Raw genomic sequence first — 18629 nt, 5'->3', positions numbered from 1 at the left:
ACCGTGCGGGCGGAGAGACTCGAACTCCCTGAGCACAAAGGCAACCGGGTTACAGCCGGCCCCACCTCACCATCGGTGGCGCGCCCGCTCGGACGTGTGACTCAGCGCGCGCGGCGGTAGTGCATGGACACCACACCGTTGCTGAGCGGCTCCGCCGAGAGCAGCTCGAGCTGGCGCGTGCTGGGCAGCCCGTCCTGGTACAGCGTCGGGCCATGGCCGGCAATCCTGGGATGGACCAGCAGTTTGTACTCGTCGATCAGGTCCAGCCGGTCGAGCTCGGTCGCGAGCTTGCCGCTTCCGAGCAGGACCCCGGCCGGGGTCGCGTCCTTGAGCTTCTGCACGCCCTCACGCAGATCGCCGCCGATGTGGTGGCTGTTGGTCCACGGAAAGTCCTCGCGCGTCGACGACACCACATACTTCTGTTTGGCCTCCAGCTTGACCGCCCACTCACGCAAGGACGGCGGCGCTTCCACATCGCCCCGGGCGACGGCCGGCCAGTAGCCCTCCATCATCTCGTAAGTGACACGACCCCACAGCATCGCTCCGCGCTCGTCCAGGAGTCTGGTGAAGAACGCGTGTGTCTCGTCGTCGGCAATCCCCTCCTGGTGGTCGACGCAACCATCCAGGGTGACGTTGATGCTGAACGTGAGGATTCCCATTGCCGGCGAGTCTAAGGACCTGTCGCGGTCAGGGTGAGCCCTTCTGGAAAGTTCAAAGCGAACGAGATGTGAGCTGCCGCGATGTCCGCGGTGGTCCGGACCGTTGTGCGGGGCCCCCGGGGAAACGCTCCGCTGCGCTCCACGTTTCCCCGGGGGTGCGTTCCCGCGGCCTCACCCTGCGCGGTCCCCAGGCTCAACCCCGAGGGCCTGCTCCGAATCAACAGTCACGGACCGCGGCGCCGAGTCCGCCCACGATGCAGCGCCGTCCTGGAGGGCTCTACTACCGTCAGCAACCATCCGTCGCACGCAAGCGGCGCCGCAGCCGAGACCTTGGTGAGTTGGCGCGTTATTTCGACGCTAACTTGCCAAGATCTGCCGGATCAGGGCTCCTGGGTTGAGCTGGGCGACCGCGGAGGGTGAGTCGGTACCCGCGGGCACAGCGGCAGCTCACAGCTAACTCGGGTCGGACTCTGCGAAGGCTCACCCTGACCGCGAAAGGTCTCTAGCGCCACACGGCGCCGCGCCAGGCTTCATCCGGCAGGTCGAAGTGGTCGACCAGCGACAAGACGCTCTCCTGAACGAACGGCACGATCTTCCCAGGTCAGGGGTACTCTCCTATTCGGACACACCAAGCCGGTCGCTATTGATCGGTGGATCCAGGCTGAAGACAAAGGCAACCGGGTTACGGCCGGCCCACCTCACCACCGGTGGCGTCCTCGCGTGGGGTGACTGCCCGGGGACGATCCGGGACCTGCAGGGCCACAGCCTGCCGTGCACTGCCGGTACACCACAGTCACCGTGCCTGAGGAGGGTGTCGAACCCCCGGCCTCCGCTTTGTAAGAGCGGCGCTCTTCCGTTGAGCTACACAGGCGTTGCGCGGCGCGCCGGCCCTTCCGCAGCCAGGCCGGCTCCACCAACGCTCCCGCGGCTGGACTCGAACCAGCAGAGGCTTCCGCCACCGGATTAACAGTCCGGCCCGCTTCCGTTTACGGTCTACACGGGAAGGGTCGCGCGCGCGGGAATCGAACGTCTCCCACCCAGGAGTCGAACCCGGATCCGCCGCTTAGGACGCGGGCGCTCTATCCGTTGAGCTAGTGAGAGAAGTGGTTCTCGTGCCCCCGGGGAATGTCGAAATCCCGACCCACCGCTTAAGAGGCGGTTGCTCTTCCTCTGAGCTACGGAGGCGTGGCGGAAGGCACAGGAGTCGAACCCGCCGGCTCGCACCGGGCTCCGGCTTTCGAGGCCGGCTGCAGCCCACGCCGCGCTGCCTTCCACAGTCGGGACGGCCGGATTCGAACCGACGACCCCTGCACCCCCAGTGCAGTGCGCTACCAAGCTACGCCACGTCCCGATGCGTACCCCTGGCAGGACTCGAACCTGCCACCTTCGACTTCGTAGGCCGACGCTCTTCTCCAGATGAGCTACAGGGGCATGGTAGGCTGTACGGGACTCGAACCCGTGATCTCCTCGTTGAGAGCGAGGTGAGCGTAACCAGCTGCTCCGACGGCCCAAGCGTCGTCGGGAACCGGGGAGTCGAACCCCGCGCTTCCTGATCCCAAATCAGGTCCGGTCACCGTGCCGGTCGTTCCCGAAGCGCCCTGCCGGCGGCTTTTTCGCCGCCGGGCCGGGCGTTCACGCATGCCATCCACTGTGGAGTTTTCAACAGTCGAAGCCAACCGGCCGAAGCCGGGGCTGAAGTGGCGCAACAACGGAAACGCCGCCCGGTCCCTGGTCTGGGTGGGCGGCGTAGACGCTGTCGTAAGCGTTACGGTCGCCACCTCTGGCCCGGGTGGGCCGGCTTGCTGGCGGTCGTCTCCACGGGTCGCCCGACATAGGGCATGCCCACGAAACCGCACAGCGGCTGGCGCTGCGGTTTGGATGAGGCGTGCCACAACATGTCGTTCGCTCCCCGGAGTCGGTGTCGGCGTTGAGATCAACGGTAAGCCCGGCAATACACGAGGGTCAACGGGTTTATCGTCCACAGTCTGGAATCAGCGGCGCGCCACCAGGAACCTTCAGCCGGCCGCTACGGCGGGGCGGCCCAGTTCGCGCATCGCCGCCTCGTACCGTGCCCTGGCGCGCTTTGCCTCGCCGTGGCGGCCCGCCAGCTCGAGCAGCTCGGTCACCTCACGGTGGCAGGACTCGTCGTACGGGTCGCGGGCCAGGATCTTCAGCAGGTAGCCGAGGGCCTCGTCGGTGGCGTTGCGCTCGGCGGCCAGGCGGGCCAGCATGCGGGTCACCCGCAGGTACGTGGCTCGCGCCTCCTCCCGCACCGGCACGGCCCAGTCGTCGTACGGCTCGTCCTCGAAGACGTCGCCCGCGTACCGCCGCTCGGCCGCCGCCAGCACCTCGCGTGCCTCGGCCGGCTGGCCCTGCTCGTGCAGCCGGTGCCCCACCTCGGCCTCGCCGAGGAAGGTGTCGAGGTCGATGTCCAGGTGTGCGGTGTCGGCGGCGAGCGCAGCCGGCGCGGCGAACACATAGTGGTCAGCGGGGAGGTGCCGCTCCGGGTCGAGTACGGAGCGCAATGTGGACAGTGCCACCGACAGCCGGTGGGCGACGCGCAGGTCGTCGTCGTCATCGGGCCACAGCAGCGCGGCCAGCTCCTCGCGCGCCACCCGGCGACCGCGCCGCGCGACAAGGATCCGCAGCAGGTCCCGGGCCTTGCGCGACCGCCACGCCGAGGACGGCACCGGCACCTCGTTGAGGATCACCTCGAACCGCCCGAGTACCCGGATCGCCAGGTTCGCCGGCGGCACCGCGACATCCCCCGTCCCGAGCGCCACGCCGGCGGCCTCCAGCGCACCGCGGGCCACGCGCGCGGCGAGCCGTTCCTCCGCGCTCGCGCCGGGCAGCAGGCCGAGCTGGTGCGCCACGCGGTCGGCGTCCAGCCGGGCACCTGTCGTACGCCACGTGCGGGCCGCCTCGACGAGCGCACTCCGCCTGGCGGACGGCCGATCGGTGGCGCCCGCGCGCAGTTCCAACGCCTCGGCGAGGCCGGCGCGGTCGCGGTGCAGCCGGGCGGAGTGCTCGGCCCGGTCGGCGGCCTCGGTGGCGGCGGCGCGGTCGCCGGCGGCCACGGCGACCCACCCGACCGCCAGCAGCGCGCGGGTGGCCAGCGGACCGCTGCCATGTGAGACCGCCTTCTCGGCATGGACGCGTGCGGCGGCCGGGTCGTCGGCCGCGACGAGGCGGGCCAGCCCCGCCAGCGCCGGTACGAAGCACTGCCGCACCCCGTCCGCGTCGGCGGCCCGCACCGCTTCCTCGTACGCGGCGCGTGCCATGCTGCGCTGCCCCCTGCGGGCGCGGACGTCGCCCAGGACAGTGAGCGCGTACGCCGCCTTGCCCGAGCCGGCGCGCTGGCTGATGGCGAGTGCCCGCTCGCCGCAGCGCTCGGCCTCGTCGAGCCGGCCCAGCCGGGCCAGCGCCTCGGCGCGGTTGACGAGTGCGACGGACAGGGCGGTGGCGTTGCCGGCAGCCTCGGCCGCGGCCACCGCCTCGGCGGACCCGGCCAGAGCCTCCGGGTAGCGCGCCTCCTCCAGCAGCTGGGAGACCAGGTTGGCGCGGATCCGCGCGGCCTGTACCGCGTCCCGGGCCGCCTCGGCGTGCGCGAGCGCCTTGGTGTACTGCTCGACGTTCCCGGCGCGGTCACCGGCGAGTGCGGCGCGCAGCGCGAGCGCGACGTGCGCGGCGGCCAGCGCGCGGGGGTCCCCGGCCGCGGACGCGGCGTGCAGCGCGCGGTGCGCGTGCTCCTGGCAGGCCTCGCCGTTGCCTACGCTCCAGTGCACGGTGGCGGTCCAGGCCAGCAGGAACGCCTCGTCGGCCGTATCGGCACCGTCGATCCGCCCGCGTTCCAGGGCCTCGAAGGCGGCGCGGTGCTCCGCGCGCGCGTAGTAGACCATGCCCAGGCGCCAGGCCAGTCCCGCTTCCACTGTGGACCTGCCGGCCAGGAGCGGGGTCAGCTCGGCCAGCGCCTCGTCGAGGCGCCCGGTGACCGCGAGCGCTTCGCCGCACAGCAGCCTCAGCTCGCGGTCGGTGTCCGCCAGGCCGGTGTACGCCTCGATGACCTGCTCCGCGCCGCCGGCGGCGACGATCGCGGTGCCGTGTTCGCGCAGCAGGGCCGAGGTGCCCGCCCGGTCGCCCGCCGACCATCGTGACCGCGCCGCCGGACCCCAGGCCCGCCTTTCGGTGTACCAATGTGCGGTGTCGGTGTGGAGCCGCAGGTGGGTCGGCTCGGACAGCGGCTCCCGGCGGGTGACCACCGCGGCGAGGGCCGGCACAGGGCGCAGCCAGTGCGGCATCGGCGCCATCCCGTAGGTGCCAGCCGGCGCGGCGGCCGGCACCACCACGCCGGTGTGCGCCAGCAGCCGCAGCGTGCGGTGGGCGCGCGGGCCGGCGAGATCCTCACAGGCGGTACCGAGCTCGGCGAGCCGGCGCAGAAGCCGCCGCGACGGCACCGGCAGATGCTCGACCACCTGCTCGGCGACGAACGCGTCCAGCGCGGTACCGGGGGCACACAGGCTGGCCAGGTCACCCCCGCGCAGGTGCCGGCCGGCGAGGTGGACCAGCGACGGCCAGCCGGCGGTGAGCCGGTGCACAGCGCCGGCCACGTCGGGATCGTCCACCCCGTACTCGGCCGACAGCAGCCGGAGCACCGCGGGCTCGGTCAGCGCCAGGTCGTGCGCGTCGAGCGCCGCGCTGTCGGCCGGCAGCCGCCCCGGCCACGGCGCCCGGGAAACCAGGATCACCCGTACCGCCGGTGGGAGCGCGTCGATCCGGCCGGCCAGCGTCCGCGCGGCCGCGACGTCGAGGGCCGGCAGGTCGTCGACCACGAGCCAGTCCTCGACCGCCTCGGGGTCGAACCCCGCTCCGGCCCAGGTCACCCGCTGGTCGGCGAGCCAGGACCGGACAAGCCAGGACTTTCCGAAACCCGGCGCGGCCGCCACGAACAGGCGGCGGCGCTCGCCCAACACCGGAGGGGTCGCTAGAGCCATGCGCATATTCAGGCAGAGCCCGGGGCCCCGGGAATCGGACCGTCGACATCGTGACAGTTCAATTTTGATCCGGGTTTGACGCCTGCCGAATCCCGATCCGGAGCCTAGGGGCACCCGGCCGTCTGGCCGCCGCCACTAGGAAGGGACATCAATGGAACCGACCACGGCCACCGCAACACGACGCCTCGACTGGCGGCGCCGGATGGCGCTGCTGCTGGCGGCCCTCGTGGCCTGCCTCGGCTCGGTCACCGTCGCCGCACCGAGCCCCGCGCAAGCCAGCAGCACCTCGCTCACGTTCTGCTTCCCGATCTACCACCACGTGTGGGGCGGCTGGTACATCGTCAAGTGGTACTGCATGGACATCCCGGTCGAGTACGACCCGAACCCCTGCTGCCTCACGGACTTCGCGATCGACTTCGCCGTCAACCCGGCACTGCCCGAGGATCTCCAGCACGGCTACCTGGAGCAGACCGGCCGCGGGATCAGCCTGCTCGTACAGGCAGCCGGGGCGGATCCCCGGACGGCGGCGGCGCTGCGGGCCCAGGCGCAGGAGTCGTTCCTGGCGGCAGCGCGCGTGCTCGGCGACGCGAAGGTGACGCTGCGCCAGGTCGGCATCGCCGACCGCCAGAACAACCGGGTCGAGCCAATGCCGTATCCATGGTTGGAGGCCGCGGGCGTGGACATCGCCGACGGGCTGGGCCTGATGCAGAGGGCGCTGACCGAACGCGCGCCGCTGCCGTGGATCAAGGAGGGCATGGCCGAGTTCGAGAAGGCCGCCGCCGGGCTGACGGCGCCACCGGCACGAGGCTGACCCCGTAGGTCTCGTCCAGAGCCGGCCCAGGCGACGCACGCGCCACCTGGGCCGGCAACGGGTACCCGTCTCGGGTAAGACCGCTCTGGCGAGCCCGGACGCCGCCGCTACGCTGGCCGGGACAGACCGTCACGAGCATCCGCTGGAAGGAAGCCGACAGTGGCCTTCGCCGTCCTCGACACCGCGCTCGAGATGTTGCGCCGCACCGCAGGCGCTGTTCCGGACGAGCGGCTTGACGACCCGACGCCATGCTCGGTGTGGACGGTGGCGCAGGTGCTCTACCACGCCGCTGGCGACCAGCACGGGTGGGCATCGCTGGTGGGATCTGGCGCGCTGCCGACCTACGACCCGTTCGCACCGCCGCGCAGGCTCGACCGCGGGGTTGTCGAGGTCGTCACCGAGGCGGTCGAGGCGGCCACCGCCGCGTGGGAGAAGGTCGATCCAGCGGCCGAGTCGGTGCGCACCCCGCTGCCTCCGGTACCGACGCTGGCACCGTCGCTGGCGGCGGCCGCCTGCGCCCTGGACGCCGCGGTGCACGCCTGGGATGTCGCCGTCGCCACCGGCCAGGGTTCGCCGCTGACCGGTGACCTGGCCGAGCAGCTGATGCCGGCCGCCCGCGCGACCGCCGAGCCACTGCGCGGGTTCGCCTACGGCCCGGCGCTGCCCGGCGAGGCGGCCGACGACCCGGCGGCAGCGCTGCTGCGTTACCTCGGCCGCGATCCACACTGGAGTCGCTAACTAGTCCAGCTGCCACAACCGCACGGTCGAGTCGGCGCTTCCACTTGCGAGGGTCTTCCCGTCCGGGCTGAACGCGACGCTTCTCACCACCCCGGCGTGGCCCTCGAATGCTTGACCAATTTGTTTGCGCGTGGTGATGTCCCACAGCCTGACCGTCTGGTCGGCCCGCCATCGAGGTCGGTGCCGGGCAAGGCGGACGCCCGGAGGTCGGGATTGGGTTAGGGTCGGCGAGAGAGCCGCGCCGCCGACGACGAGGACTGCGATGACCCGGACCGACGACGAGGTCGCCCTCCGCGCGGCGCTGGACCCGCTGGTCCTCGCACTGGACATCGGGTCCACGGCGACCCGCGGCGGCGTGCACGACGCGGCCGGCCGGCAGGTCCACGGCCTGCAGCACAAGGTGCCGCACGCCTTCACCGTGGCGCCCGACGGCACCTCGGTCATCGACCCCGAGCAGGTGACCGCGGAGGTCGAGCAGGTCATCGACGCGGTGACCGGCGAACGGCGGCTGGGCACCCGTATCACCGGCGTCGCGATGGACACCTTCGCCGCCTCGCTGATCGCGGTCGACGCGGCCGGACGCGCGCTGACCCCATGCCTGACGTACGCCGACTCCCGCAGCGCCGACGCACTCAAGGCGCTGCGCGAGCAGCTCGACGAGCACGCGGTGCAGCAGCGCACCGGCACGCGCCTGCACACCAGCTACCACGCACCGCGCCTGCGCTGGCTCGCGGCCGCGCAGCCGCGCGTCTTCGACGGCGCCGCGCACTGGTGGTCCCTGGGCGAGTACATCCTGGCTCGGCTGGTCGGCCAGCCACTCGCCGGGACGTCCACGGTGGCGTGGACCGGCCTGCTCGACCGTCGCACCGGCCACCTCGACGCCGAGCTGCTGGCCGCCGCGGGCGCTGCCCCCGAACAGTTCTCCCCCGCACAGGACGGGACGGAGCCGGCATCCTCGGCGGCCCCGTCGCGGTGGCGCGCCCTCGCCCGAGCCGCGTGGTTCCCGGTCATCACCGACGGCTTCGCCAGCAACGTCGGGTCCGGAGCGACCGACGCCACGGTCCTCGCCGCGTCGACAGCCACCAGCGGTGCGCTGCGGGTCCTGCTCGACGGCGCGGCCGACCCCCTACCGTTCGGGCTCTGGAACTACCGGGTCGACGCGCGACGCACGCTGCTCGGCGGGGCGATCAACGATGTCGGCCGCGCCGTCAGCTGGGCGCAGAGCACGCTGAGCCTCAGCCCGGAGCTCGCGCCCGTCCTCACCGCGCCGCCGAGCGACGCCACACCGCTCGTGCTGCCGTACCTCACCGGTGAACGCGCGCCGGGCTGGGTCGGCGGGGCACGCGCCATATTCGGCGGAGTGTCGGCGGCCACGGACGCCGACACCCTGTTCCGCGGGATCGTCGAGGGCGTGGCCATGACCTACGCGCGCGTCGCCGACGAGCTGCACCCGGCAGCCTCGCAGGTCGTACAGGTCGCGGCGTCCGGCCGGGTCAGCAACGACCAGCCCGAGTGGCTCCAGGTCCTCGCCGACGTGCTCGGGCGCCCCGTCACCCACGTGACGCGGCGGCGCACCACGCAGCACGGCACAGCGCTGCTCGCGCTCGACGTGCTGGCACCCGACATCCCGCGCGCGCTCCGGACCACCGGTGCGACCTACGAACCCCACCCCGGGCACGTCGAGCACTACGCGCAGCGGCGCACGCGGTTCGCCGAGGTGTACGACGCGCTCATCCGCGGCTGAGGCGCTCGCTGTCTGGCGCTGTCCAGCGCTGTCTAACCCACGCCGTTCGCCGGCGGTTTCGTCTCCACAATGACCAGCACTGGATTCCGGCGCTGGTCCTAACGGGGCCGGCGGAACGATGAGGGGAAGACCTATGAAAATGGTTCGGCGTATGGCCCTCGCTGGAGCGTCATTGATGCTGGCAACGGCCGGCGCACTCGCGCTTTCGGCGTCGCCGGCACAGGCGGCACCCGCCTGCCCGGCCACCGATTCCGGCTTTCTCATCGGCGCGAGTCAGGCCGGTGCCGAGGGCGTGAACACCGGGACGCTGACTGGGACCACGGACGGCGGGCAGTACCACGTGACCTGTCACTACCGGGGCCGGCACTGGGTGGCGCCGACCGGCGGCAGCCTCACCTACGTCGGCGACTGCTACTGGAACAAGGAGTGGTACCTGATCGGCGGTTGGACCGGCCGAAGGAACCTGAGCTGTCCCTGACCCGCACGCGCGACCGGCCGGCGTCCGCCGCTCCCACGGGGCGGCGGACGCCTCCGCGCCGGTCTTGTCGACGGGCCTATGGCCACGCCACGTCGACAGCGACCTCGTGGTGAACGACTCGCTCATCCCAACGCGTCAACGCGCGTCGGGCCGCTTCTTCCACCACCGCGAGCTCGGGATCATCGCCGGCGAAGGCGCGCAGATCGTCCATGCTGGCGAAGTAGGTGATCGAGGTGAACAGCACTTCGCCACCGTCATCACGGCGCAGCAGCCGGGCACCGCGGAAACCAGGCACCTGCCGCAAGTGCTCGGCGACATCGGTTTCGTAGTGGCGCTGGTACTCCTCGTCCCTCCCCGCCACCGCCCATCCTCGCCATACCCGCGCGATCATCTCTACTCCTCCCCAGCACCGGACTACCGGCAGCGCAAGCCACGATGGCGGGCCGGCTCCGCAGCCTAACTCCATCGACCGCTACCTCTCGATCGTCCGGGTCGGGAGTGGCTTCAGACCCGGCCGGTCGGGCCCCCGGGGACCCGGCCGGCTAGTCGAAATCGGATCAGGAACTCAGCGCCCGGCGTACCTCAGTGTCGTACTCGGCGGGGAGGCCGGCGAGGATACCCGCTCCGGCACGGGCCACCAGCTCGCCGTCCTCGCGCGGAAGTGCGGACAGCGTCACAGCTGGGGTGGATGGGCCTGGCTCGCGGGTTGGCAGGACGTCCGGGGTAGGGCGGCCCGGAACGGCGGCGCCCGCCGCCGCCTCCGCGGGCAGTCTGGTCAGTCGGTACAGCGCCACTTCGACCTGCGAGATGTCCGTTGTGCTGAAGGCGCTGGCCGGTACACGTGCTTCGAACCGGGGATTCGGGTCCTGGATCACGTGGTGAGTCTGCTGTGCCGGCAGGCCTTGCGGGTTGGGGAACGAGCGGCGCACGCCGAAGTCGGCCAGGTTCGCCGACCAGATTCGGTGTCCCTGTGCGGAAAACTCGTAGGCATAGCCAGGACGCAAGGGCTCCGCGACCACCTGGCCGGTGTCCACGAAGCGCGCCGAGTGCACGATCAGCGTGCCGTCCTCGACACCCATCCGGACCCGCAGGAAGCCGGCACCGGGTGCCGGCGGGCGCGGCTGGACCTCGCGGACGTCGCCTGTCGGAGCCTGGGTCCCGGTGAGCTCCTCGGGCCGTGGCATCCGGTCGCCGGATTGCTTGTCAGGCATCATTTCTGTCCTCTCACCAGTTCCGTCCGTGGTGGTAGTCGTGGATCCAGCGGTAGTACAACCGGTCCAGCCCCATCGGCGTGGTGCGGCCGATGCCAAGCCAGTCGGCGTTGTGAAGCACGAAGGTCCTGGGGAAGCCGTCGCCTTCCAGGTCGCCCACGACCACGAGGTCTTCGGCGCCGAGGTCCCATTCACCGAGCCAACCCTGCACCTGGTAGCCACTGAGCGCGGTTCCGGTCGAGGCCAGCGAACCGAGGTACTGGGTTTCCGTGTCGCTCCAGTTGTGGACGAGCAGACCCGCCCGCGCGTCCGCCTGGACGTGCGCGACACTGAACCGGTCGTTCGGCCGCAGCGTCCAGCCGGGCACCGTCCCTTCGTAACGATGCACCTGTTGCAGGCCGGATCCGGTGGACCGGAGCATCCCGAGCCTGGGCACAGGCCAGTCGGTGCCGTTGAAGATGTACAGGTCGGACCGGCCGTCGCCGTCGAAGTCGGCCATCAGCAACTGGTCCTTGGGGCGCAAAGTCCAGCCGGACACGGACTTCTCGTACCCGGCGAGGCGGGTGAAGCCCGTGCCGGTCGACCGGAGCAGGCTCAGCCGCGGCGTGGTCCCGTCCACGGCGTTGAAAGCGATCAGGTCGGTGCGCCCGTCCTTGTCGACGTCGCCCAGGATGAACGTGTCGTGCCGGCGCATCGTCCAGCCCGGCAACGTGCCGTCGTACCGGGCGACCAACGCCAGCTCTCCGCTGGTGCCGGCTGCTCCCTCCCAGCGGAACACGCCGAGGCAGGGAACGGCCCAGTCCTCGGCGTTGAACACGACCAGATCGCCGTGGCCGTCGCCGCTGACGTCACCGGTCAGCCACTGGTCGTGTGGCCGGCACCGCCAGCCGGGGAGGTCGCCGTCATATCGCCGGTCGACCCGCAGCCGCCCGCCGGAGTCGGTGTGCAGCACGCCTAGCCGCGGCACGGGTTCGGCGCTGGCATTCACTGCGACGAGCTCGTCGAGACCGTCGCCGTCGAGGTCCACGGGCAGGTAGCGGTCCATGTCGGCGATGGGCCAGACGCCGAGCCCCGCGGCGTCCGGCACGGCACCAACGGCGTGCGAGAGGAAGCGGGCCCCGGTGCCGCATCCGACAAAGCCGGTGGCCTCGTAGAGGGTCAGCGACCCCGGGTTGTGCACGACGAGGTCGTCACGCCCGTCACCGGTGACGTCAGCGAGAACCACCTTGTGGAAGGCGCGCTCGGTGTACGGGTCGTACCGGCCCTTGACATGCGTGTAGCACACCGGGCAGAACGGCGGCTGGTTGCCGCGCATGCGGCAGTTCTCGACCGGGCGGTACACGCCCGTGTCGCGGTAGCCGGCACCTTCGAACAGGCCCGCGTCCTCGCACGAGCTCCAGTCCGCCGGTCGCGGTCCCTCGGTCCATTCGGTGCACCAGCCGTTGCCCGGCGACGGGTTGACACCGGTCGGTATCGGCGTGCTCGGCGCGACGAACCGGCCCCACTTCAACGTGTTCCGGTCCGTGTTCGTGGTGATGTTGACCGACCAGGACGGCTCACCGGAGGTCCACGTGCCGCACGCGGCGTACTCGTCGTCGAGGCCACCCGCGCCGTGGCCGAACTCGTGGGCCATCACCGGCCAGTCGACGCCCAGCGGGACGATCTGGCAACCGCCCCCGCCGCATCCGCCGTAGTTCGGGTTGTTGAGGATGATCACCACAAGCTGGTAGTCCGGTACCCAGCGATCGAGTGCGGCGTAGATCCGCGTCCAGCTGTCCTCTCCCGCCTCGAGCCAGCAGTGCGCCCACGAGCCGTTGAAGATGTATCCCAGCGCGGTGTCGCGCAACGTCGTGCTGACGATGGTGTCGTCGCTGGCGTCCTCGTACGTGCCGTGCTCGTCGTAAACCCTTTCGCTCACGCCGGACTCCCGGACATGAGATTGACCCGGACGACGCGGAACGCGCTGGCATCCTCGGCGAAACAGTCGTGGCCGAACACCCCGTGCAGCAGGAGAGCGTCGACGGCGTCGTTGTAGATCTTCTGGTCGGCCTCGGTGAACCCGTCGCCGAGTACGGCGACGGTCACCTTCGGTCCGGACGTCCCGGACCAGAGAACGGTGGTGGCGGAATCGGGCATTGCCCAAACCTCCTTCAGACGCTGTCCCGGTCGTGGCTTCGCCACGGCCCGGTGCCGCGCGCGGCTACGACCCCGGATTTCGTGGGTCACTCAACGCGTCCGTTGATCGCCGCCGGCCACCGGCATTCCCGGTGGCCGCGTTGTCGCGGCACACAGCCACACTCCCGAGCAGGGCACCACCAAAGGTGGATCCCAAAGTCACAAAGTGCCGGGACCTTCGGCCTGCCACATGTCTGAACGCCAACGAGATCACATCTCGCCGGTCCGCGCCCGGGGCCTGCCTCGTCTCCAGCGTGGCACCCGGGCCATCACCGGAGGAACGTTCCACGCTAATGCCACACCTTGAATTCCACGTGTGGTGCACCCGGACCACTGTCGTAAAGCACGATGTAACGGGCGTTGTCTGGAATGTTGCGCGCCAGCACTGTCCGGCGTCCGGCACACGCTTCAACTGGGTCGGTATAGGTCAGGGAGCCGTTGACCAACGGCCAGAGGCCGACCAGGAAGGAGATGCATTGCCTCGGGGGTTGGCCGGATCGCGAATGTCCGAGACGCTGATCGTCGTGCAGTTGGAGCGCGGGGTTGTCAGCTCTTTCGTACCGACCCGGCCGGCCTCGTAGAAGCCGAATTTGGGCCGGACCGCGACGCACCCGCCGCCGGTCGTCGTGGTGCTGGTCGGTGCCGAAGTGGGTGCCTAGGTCGGTGCTGGTGTTGGGCTCGTCGTGGCGGCCGGTGCCGATGTGGTCGGGATAGGACGGGGTGTCGAGTCGGCCGAACTCGACCCCGACCCGGAACCACAAGCGCCCGCCAGCAGCGCCCAAGCCAGCACAAACACGGCGCTACGCCGCGAAGTGGTATACATGGCAAGCTCCTTAGCATTTGATGGCTGTCATTGCCGAAAAGAGATCGCGCACGCCCGTTGGGAGCGCAGTTCCCTCGTGTCTCTGATCCCAACAAGACGTCGGGCCGGGGCGACTAGACAGGGCCGAAAGACCCAATCGTCCACAAGATTCAACGCGCTACTGGTTGCGCCGCGCGTCGTATCCCGGGCGATCAGTTCGATACCGGCCTGAACCCGACCGGCGGATCTGCGCAATGTCGCATTAAGGAAGAAACAAAATACACCGCTCAAGTCGACGAAACGTCCTGGCAGCCATTTCGCCGCAAGGCGGGCACCATTCATCCCCAGCAGGTCTTTGGTCCCGCGTTAACGGGACCGGACGTCTCTGTCACTTCGATGTCCCGCTCGGCGTACTGGGGAGCAAGAATCCCGAGCTTCCGACGCCCGAAGGGTGTCGGACAAAGAGACGAGGGGGAATGCGATGAACAGACGTACCAGGGCGTTGTGGTCGTTGCTCGCATTGATTCCGGCGGTCGCCGGGCTGAATGTGGCCGGGTCCGCCGAGATGGCGGCGGCCGCACAGGTGCCGCCCGCCGACGTGGTGAGCGCGGCTTGGTCCAAGCCGGATCCACCTGACCCGGGAACGAAGCCCGGCAAGGACCGTAAGAAGCGCGTCACGCAGGCTGAGCGGGAGGCGGCAGCCGCTCGTGCGGCCAAGCGCGGCTCGTCGTTGCCGGCACCGTCGGCTGTCCGGCCTGGGCTGAGCGCGGCGGGAACCGTCCCGCACTACTACGGGCCGTACCCCAACTACGCCAACAGTCCGCTGCCGACGGTGACCGGTGCACTGATCTCGGTCGGCAATCCGTTGGTCGAGCGGGCGTACGCCACCGACTACGCCACCCCACCGGGCGAACAGGCGCCGGTGCTGGTGGTGGTGCCCAAGGCCCTGCCCGATGGGCTGGTGCAGGCATTCCAGACCTTCAACCAGGCCGCATCCGGCGCGAGCCCAAACCCGTCGGCCGGCAACGTATTCCACGCGTACGTGCTGCGTCCTACCGGTACCGCCGACGAGTACCGCGTGATATTCGACAGCGGCGCCCTGACCGTGCCGGCCGCGACCGACCCCGCCGGCGAGGTGGAGACCTTCCCCGTCCCGCCAGTTGCGGTACAGGCCGGTGATGTCGCCGCCTTCTACGGGGAGGGCGTCCCGCTTGACACTGGCACGGGAGCCGACACGCTCAGCTACCCCGCGCCGAACGCGCCGCTTGCCGACACCACGATCACGCTGGGCAGCGCCGGCTATCCGATCCATCCGCAGGCTCGGACGTATTCGTTCGCAACCAGCGTGGTGGACCTGTCCGGTAACAACCCGGTCGTCACCGGCGGCATCCGCAAATTCGTCGACGGCTTGCCTTCGCTCGGCGCGGCCGGTGCCAACAACCTCGGCCAGTACATCCCGGTCGGCGTTCCGGACACGACGACCTACCCAGGCTCGGACTACTACGAGATCGGGCTGGTCCAGTACCGGGAGCGGCTCCACTCGGACCTACCGCCGACGCTGCTGCGCGGTTATGTCCAGCTGTCCACAGAGGTCGTTCCGGGCGCCCGCGTGGCGCTGGCGACTGCGAACCTCGACGGATCCTCGACACCGGTCACCGATGAGAAGGGGCCGGTCTACGCGGTGGACCGGCCGCATCAGCTGGGACCGCTGATCTCGGCCACGAAGGATCGGCCGGTGCGGATCAAGTTCCGTAACCTGCTGCCGACCGGTGCGGGCGGCAACCTGTTCATCCCGGTGGACACCACGGTGATGGGGTCGGGCATGGGCCCGGAAATGGGCGGCATGGAAGAACCGGATCCGCAGAACCCGATGTGCGGCCAGACGCCCAAACCGGCCGGGTGCTTCCCCGAAAACCGCGGGACGCTCCACCTGCACGGCGGCGTCACACCGTGGATCAGCGACGGCACGCCACACCAGTGGATCACCCCGGCCGGCGAGAACACGCCGTACCCCAAAGGCGTCAGCGTGCGGAACGTGCCCGACATGCCGGACCCCGGGCCCGGCGCGCAGACCTTCTTCTACACCAACCAGCAGTCCGCGCGGATGATGTTCTACCACGACCACGCCTGGGGCATCACCCGGCTGAACGTCTACGCCGGCGAGGCCGCGGGGTACGTCATCGCGGACCGGGCCGAGCAAGCACTTGTGGAGGCCGGCATCCTTCCCGGCGCGGCGGAGACGCTGCCGCTGATCATCCAGGACAAGACCTTCGTACCCAACCCCACCCAACTCGCCGGGCAGGACCCGACGTGGGATACCGCCCGCTGGGGCGGTGAGGGCAGCCTCTGGGTGCCGCACGTCTACATGCCGGCTCAGAACCCCGGCGACACCTCCGGGATCAACCAGTTCGGCAGATGGGCGTACGGGCCGTGGTTCTGGCCACCCACTGGCGGTGTCAAACACGGGCCGGCTCCCAACCCGTACTTCGACCCGAACTGCGACACCGATACCGGCGCGTGGTGCGAGCCACCGCTGATCCCTGGCACCCCAAACGTCTCGATGGGTATGGAGTCGTTCAACGACACGCCGCTGGTCAACGGCACCGCCTACCCGACAGTGACGATCGATCCGAAGGCGTACCGGCTGCGTGTACTCAACGCGGCCAACGACAGGTTCTGGAACCTGCAGTTCTACCAGGCCGACGCGACTGGTACCGAGGTCGCCTTGAAACCGGCCGAGGTAGAGGCCGCCCAGACCGATCCCACCGTGTTCCCGACGCCGGACCTGAGCCGCAGCCCGGCCGGCCCGGACTGGATCCAGATCGGCACTGAAGGCGGCTTCCTGCCCGCGCCCGTGGTGGTGCCCAACCAGCCCATCACCTGGGTGACCGATCCGACGGTTTTCAACGCCGGCAACGTCGACAAGCACTCGCTGCTGCTGGCACCCGCCGAACGGGCCGACACTGTGGTCGACTTCTCGCAGTACGCCGGCAAGACGCTGATCCTGTACAACGACGCACCCGCCGCCTTCCCGGCGCGGGACCCCCGCTACGACTACTACACCGGCGGCCCCAGCTTGGTCGACACCGGCGGTGCGCCGTCGACCCTGCCTGGCTACGGGCCCAACACCCGCACCATCATGCAGATCAAGGTAGCCGACAAGCCTGCCGCACCCGTATACGATCTGGCGCGGCTGCAGGCCGCGTTCGCACACAACGCCAACGGCACCGGCGTGTTCGAGTCGTCCCAGGATCCGATCATCGTCGGCCAGGGCGCGTACAACTCCGCCTACGGCAGCACCTTCCGCAACACGGCACCCCGCGACGGGTTCGTCCGGATCACCGACACGTCCCTGACCTTCAACACGCTGCTCGGGCAGGGCGCCGGCCAGACGATGGCGATTCCCCTACAACCCAAGGCGATCCAGGATGAGATGGGCGAGGCATTCGACCCCGAATACGGCCGGATGAGCGGAAACCTCGGTCTGGAAGCGCCCAACGCCCAAGCCGGCCAGCAGAACCTCATCCTCTATCCGTTCGTCAACCCGTCCAGTGAAAACCTCAAAGGAGTCGAGCTGCCACCCGGCGCCTCGGTGACGCCAATCGCCCAAGCCGACGACGGCACCCAGCTATGGAAGATCACCCACAACGGCGTGGACACCCACCCTATCCACTTCCACCTGTTCCACGTTCAGCTCGTCAACCGGGTCGGCTGGGACGGCATCATCCGCAAACCCGATCCGACCGAGCTCGGCTGGAAGGACACCCTGCGGATCAGCCCTCTCGAGGACACCATCGTGGCGATCCGTCCGATCATCCCGAAGACTCCCTTCGGTATCGAGGAGAGCGTCCGCCCGCTCAACCCTGCCACGCCGATCGGCTCACCGATCGGGTTCAACAGCGTGGACGCCAACGGCAACCCGATCACTCCGCCGATCACCAACCAGATGGTCAGCTTCGGCTGGGAGTACGTCTGGCACTGCCACATCCTCAGCCACGAGGAAATGGACATGATGCGGCCAATGACCGTCAGCGTGTCCAAGGCGCTGCCGCAACCACCCGTCGTCACCTACACCAGAAATGGCGGGACGGTGTTGACCTGGACGGATGGCACACCGGTCACCCCCGACGTGGGTGCGAGCTGGGGTGATCCCGCCAACGAGGTGGGCTACCGCATCGAACGCGCACCCGTCGACCTGGCCGGCACAGTCGGTGCCTACACCCAGATCGGTACAGCACTGGCCAACGCCACCACGTTCACCGACCGGGAAGCGGGTGCCACGACGCAGTACAGCTACCGGGTCATCGCATTCAACGCAGCCGGCGGCTCCACCTCCACACCCATCCTGACCGGACCGGCCGGCACCGCGGCGCCAACAGCACCGACCGGCCTCGCCGCAACGCTCACCACCGGCGTCCGGCTGGTATGGCGTGACAATTCCACTACAGAGACCGGCTTCGTCGTCGAACGGGCCACCGGCACCGGCGACTTCACGCCGATCGCCACCCCCGCGGCGCAAGCGACGGGCGGCAACGTCGTCTACCTCGACACCGCCGTCCGAGCCGCCACCACCTACCAGTACCGCGTCAAGGCGGTCAACGGCGGCGGGAGCTCCGCCTACACCGGCCCGGTCTCGGTGAGCGTGCCACCGCCGCCTGCCGCACCCGGCAACCTCGCAGGCAGCGCGACCGCCGCCAATGGCACCGCGACTGTCAGTCTCACGTGGACGGACAACTCGACCAACGAGTTCAGGTTCACCATCCAACGCAGCGCCACGCCTACGTTCGCCACCGCAGTCACATTCAACGTGCCGGCGAACACACCCACCTGGGAACAGACCGGCGTGCTCCGCAACCGGACCTTCTACTACCGCGTCCGCGCGATGAACGCGGGCGGCTCGTCCGACTGGTCCAACGTGATCACCGTGACAACCCCATAAGAAACCATCTCCGTTGTTGCTGGCCCTGGGACACCGGGAGCGCCACAAGGCGCAGCCCGCCCGGGGCCAGCACGTGAACAG

Annotated in this window: 12 protein-coding genes and 10 tRNA genes; 5 read left to right on the top strand and 17 right to left on the bottom strand. The window is 69.8% G+C overall.

The features are described 5' to 3' along the window. Positions 1 to 4 precede the first annotated feature (4 nt). The 12 genes from Phou_RS25000 to Phou_RS24945 form a co-directional block, all read right to left on the bottom strand. A tRNA-Tyr gene (locus Phou_RS25000) sits at positions 5 to 88 on the bottom strand. A gap of 13 nt (positions 89 to 101) precedes the next feature. Beyond that, the gene (locus Phou_RS24995) at positions 102 to 659 is read right to left on the bottom strand and encodes a dihydrofolate reductase family protein (protein WP_173059530.1); all 558 of its coding nucleotides are present in this window, start codon (positions 657 to 659) and stop codon (positions 102 to 104) included. Between the two features lie 799 nt (positions 660 to 1458). After that, positions 1459 to 1530 (bottom strand) — tRNA-Val (locus Phou_RS24990). A 48-nt stretch (positions 1531 to 1578) separates the two neighbouring features. After that, a tRNA-Asn gene (locus Phou_RS24985) sits at positions 1579 to 1662 on the bottom strand. A 26-nt stretch (positions 1663 to 1688) separates the two neighbouring features. After that, a tRNA-Arg gene (locus Phou_RS24980) sits at positions 1689 to 1760 on the bottom strand. Positions 1761 to 1772: 12 nt separating this feature from the next. Continuing rightward, positions 1773 to 1844 (bottom strand) — tRNA-Lys (locus Phou_RS24975). A 1-nt stretch (position 1845) separates the two neighbouring features. Next, a tRNA-OTHER gene (locus Phou_RS24970) sits at positions 1846 to 1932 on the bottom strand. Between the two features lie 4 nt (positions 1933 to 1936). Continuing rightward, a tRNA-Pro gene (locus Phou_RS24965) sits at positions 1937 to 2010 on the bottom strand. A 5-nt stretch (positions 2011 to 2015) separates the two neighbouring features. Then, a tRNA-Arg gene (locus Phou_RS24960) sits at positions 2016 to 2090 on the bottom strand. A gap of 1 nt (position 2091) precedes the next feature. Further along, positions 2092 to 2169: transfer RNA gene (locus Phou_RS24955), tRNA-Glu, on the bottom strand. 8 nt (positions 2170 to 2177) lie between these two features. Then, positions 2178 to 2250: transfer RNA gene (locus Phou_RS24950), tRNA-Pro, on the bottom strand. Positions 2251 to 2674: 424 nt separating this feature from the next. After that, positions 2675 to 5650 carry a BTAD domain-containing putative transcriptional regulator gene (locus Phou_RS24945; RefSeq protein ID WP_173059527.1) on the bottom strand — a complete coding sequence of 992 codons (2976 nt, stop codon included), beginning with the start codon at positions 5648 to 5650 and terminating at the stop codon, positions 2675 to 2677. Between the two features lie 151 nt (positions 5651 to 5801). On the opposite strand from Phou_RS24945, the gene Phou_RS24940 reads away from it, so the two are divergent. Next, positions 5802 to 6461, top strand: a complete 660-nt coding sequence (locus tag Phou_RS24940; protein WP_173059524.1) for a hypothetical protein — start codon at positions 5802 to 5804, stop codon at positions 6459 to 6461. A 159-nt stretch (positions 6462 to 6620) separates the two neighbouring features. Continuing rightward, on the top strand, positions 6621 to 7199 hold the full coding sequence (locus Phou_RS24935; protein ID WP_173059521.1) for a TIGR03086 family metal-binding protein: 579 nt from the start codon (positions 6621 to 6623) through the stop codon (positions 7197 to 7199). Here the strand turns inward: Phou_RS24935 and Phou_RS55620 are convergent, their stop codons facing one another. Continuing rightward, entirely contained in the window at positions 7200 to 7529 is a 330-nt protein-coding gene (locus Phou_RS55620; protein WP_173059519.1) for a WD40 repeat domain-containing protein, read from the bottom strand. Between Phou_RS55620 and Phou_RS24925 the strand changes: the two genes are divergently transcribed. Together Phou_RS24925 and Phou_RS24920 are read left to right on the top strand one after the other, a co-directional pair. Further along, entirely contained in the window at positions 7462 to 8943 is a 1482-nt protein-coding gene (locus tag Phou_RS24925) for a gluconokinase (protein WP_173059516.1), read from the top strand. The genes Phou_RS55620 and Phou_RS24925 overlap by 68 nt on opposite strands. 175 nt (positions 8944 to 9118) lie before the next feature. Continuing rightward, positions 9119 to 9421: a hypothetical protein gene (locus tag Phou_RS24920; RefSeq protein WP_173059512.1), complete on the top strand. Its 303-nt coding sequence runs from the start codon at positions 9119 to 9121 to the stop codon at positions 9419 to 9421. Positions 9422 to 9497: 76 nt separating this feature from the next. Here the strand turns inward: Phou_RS24920 and Phou_RS24915 are convergent, their stop codons facing one another. The 4 genes from Phou_RS24915 to Phou_RS24900 all read right to left on the bottom strand — a co-directional run bounded on the left by Phou_RS24915 (position 9498) and on the right by Phou_RS24900 (position 12768). Continuing rightward, entirely contained in the window at positions 9498 to 9812 is a 315-nt protein-coding gene (locus tag Phou_RS24915; protein WP_173059509.1) for an antibiotic biosynthesis monooxygenase family protein, read from the bottom strand. Positions 9813 to 9978: 166 nt separating this feature from the next. After that, complete coding sequence (locus Phou_RS24910) at positions 9979 to 10632, bottom strand: hypothetical protein (RefSeq protein WP_173059506.1); 654 nt, start codon at positions 10630 to 10632, stop codon at positions 9979 to 9981. A gap of 13 nt (positions 10633 to 10645) precedes the next feature. Continuing rightward, positions 10646 to 12550 carry a M64 family metallopeptidase gene (locus Phou_RS24905; RefSeq protein WP_173059503.1) on the bottom strand — a complete coding sequence of 635 codons (1905 nt, stop codon included), beginning with the start codon at positions 12548 to 12550 and terminating at the stop codon, positions 10646 to 10648. Further along, a complete protein-coding gene (locus Phou_RS24900) occupies positions 12547 to 12768 on the bottom strand; it encodes a M64 family metallopeptidase (RefSeq protein WP_173059500.1) in 222 nt (73 codons plus the stop codon). Before Phou_RS24900 ends, Phou_RS24905 begins: the two co-directional genes overlap by 4 nt. Before the next feature lie 1322 nt (positions 12769 to 14090). Here Phou_RS24900 and Phou_RS24895 point away from each other — a divergent pair. After that, positions 14091 to 18548: a multicopper oxidase domain-containing protein gene (locus Phou_RS24895; protein WP_218579189.1), complete on the top strand. Its 4458-nt coding sequence runs from the start codon at positions 14091 to 14093 to the stop codon at positions 18546 to 18548. The last annotated feature ends 81 nt before the right edge of the window (positions 18549 to 18629 follow it).

Source organism: Phytohabitans houttuyneae (assembly GCF_011764425.1).
Classification (GTDB): Bacteria; Actinomycetota; Actinomycetes; order Mycobacteriales; family Micromonosporaceae; genus Phytohabitans; species Phytohabitans houttuyneae.
The sequence above is the reverse complement of the archived record's forward strand: the minus strand, read 5'-3'. Positions and strand labels throughout refer to the sequence as shown.

Bases quoted from the DNA above. Each gene is read 5' to 3' on its own strand.
- Phou_RS24900 (WP_173059500.1), bottom strand. From the start codon at position 12,768: ATGCCCGATTCCGCCACCACCGTTCTCTGGTCCGGGACGTCCGGACCG.
- Phou_RS24995 (WP_173059530.1), bottom strand. From the start codon at position 659: ATGGGAATCCTCACGTTCAGCATCAACGTCACCCTGGATGGTTGCGTC.
- Phou_RS24925 (WP_173059516.1), top strand. From the start codon at position 7,462: ATGACCCGGACCGACGACGAGGTCGCCCTCCGCGCGGCGCTGGACCCG.
- Phou_RS24910 (WP_173059506.1), bottom strand. From the start codon at position 10,632: ATGCCTGACAAGCAATCCGGCGACCGGATGCCACGGCCCGAGGAGCTC.
- Phou_RS24945 (WP_173059527.1), bottom strand. From the start codon at position 5,650: ATGGCTCTAGCGACCCCTCCGGTGTTGGGCGAGCGCCGCCGCCTGTTC.
- Phou_RS24940 (WP_173059524.1), top strand. From the start codon at position 5,802: ATGGAACCGACCACGGCCACCGCAACACGACGCCTCGACTGGCGGCGC.
- Phou_RS24915 (WP_173059509.1), bottom strand. From the start codon at position 9,812: ATGATCGCGCGGGTATGGCGAGGATGGGCGGTGGCGGGGAGGGACGAG.
- Phou_RS24920 (WP_173059512.1), top strand. From the start codon at position 9,119: ATGCTGGCAACGGCCGGCGCACTCGCGCTTTCGGCGTCGCCGGCACAG.
- Phou_RS24895 (WP_218579189.1), top strand. From the start codon at position 14,091: ATGAACAGACGTACCAGGGCGTTGTGGTCGTTGCTCGCATTGATTCCG.
- Phou_RS55620 (WP_173059519.1), bottom strand. From the start codon at position 7,529: ATGTCCAGTGCGAGGACCAGCGGGTCCAGCGCCGCGCGGAGGGCGACC.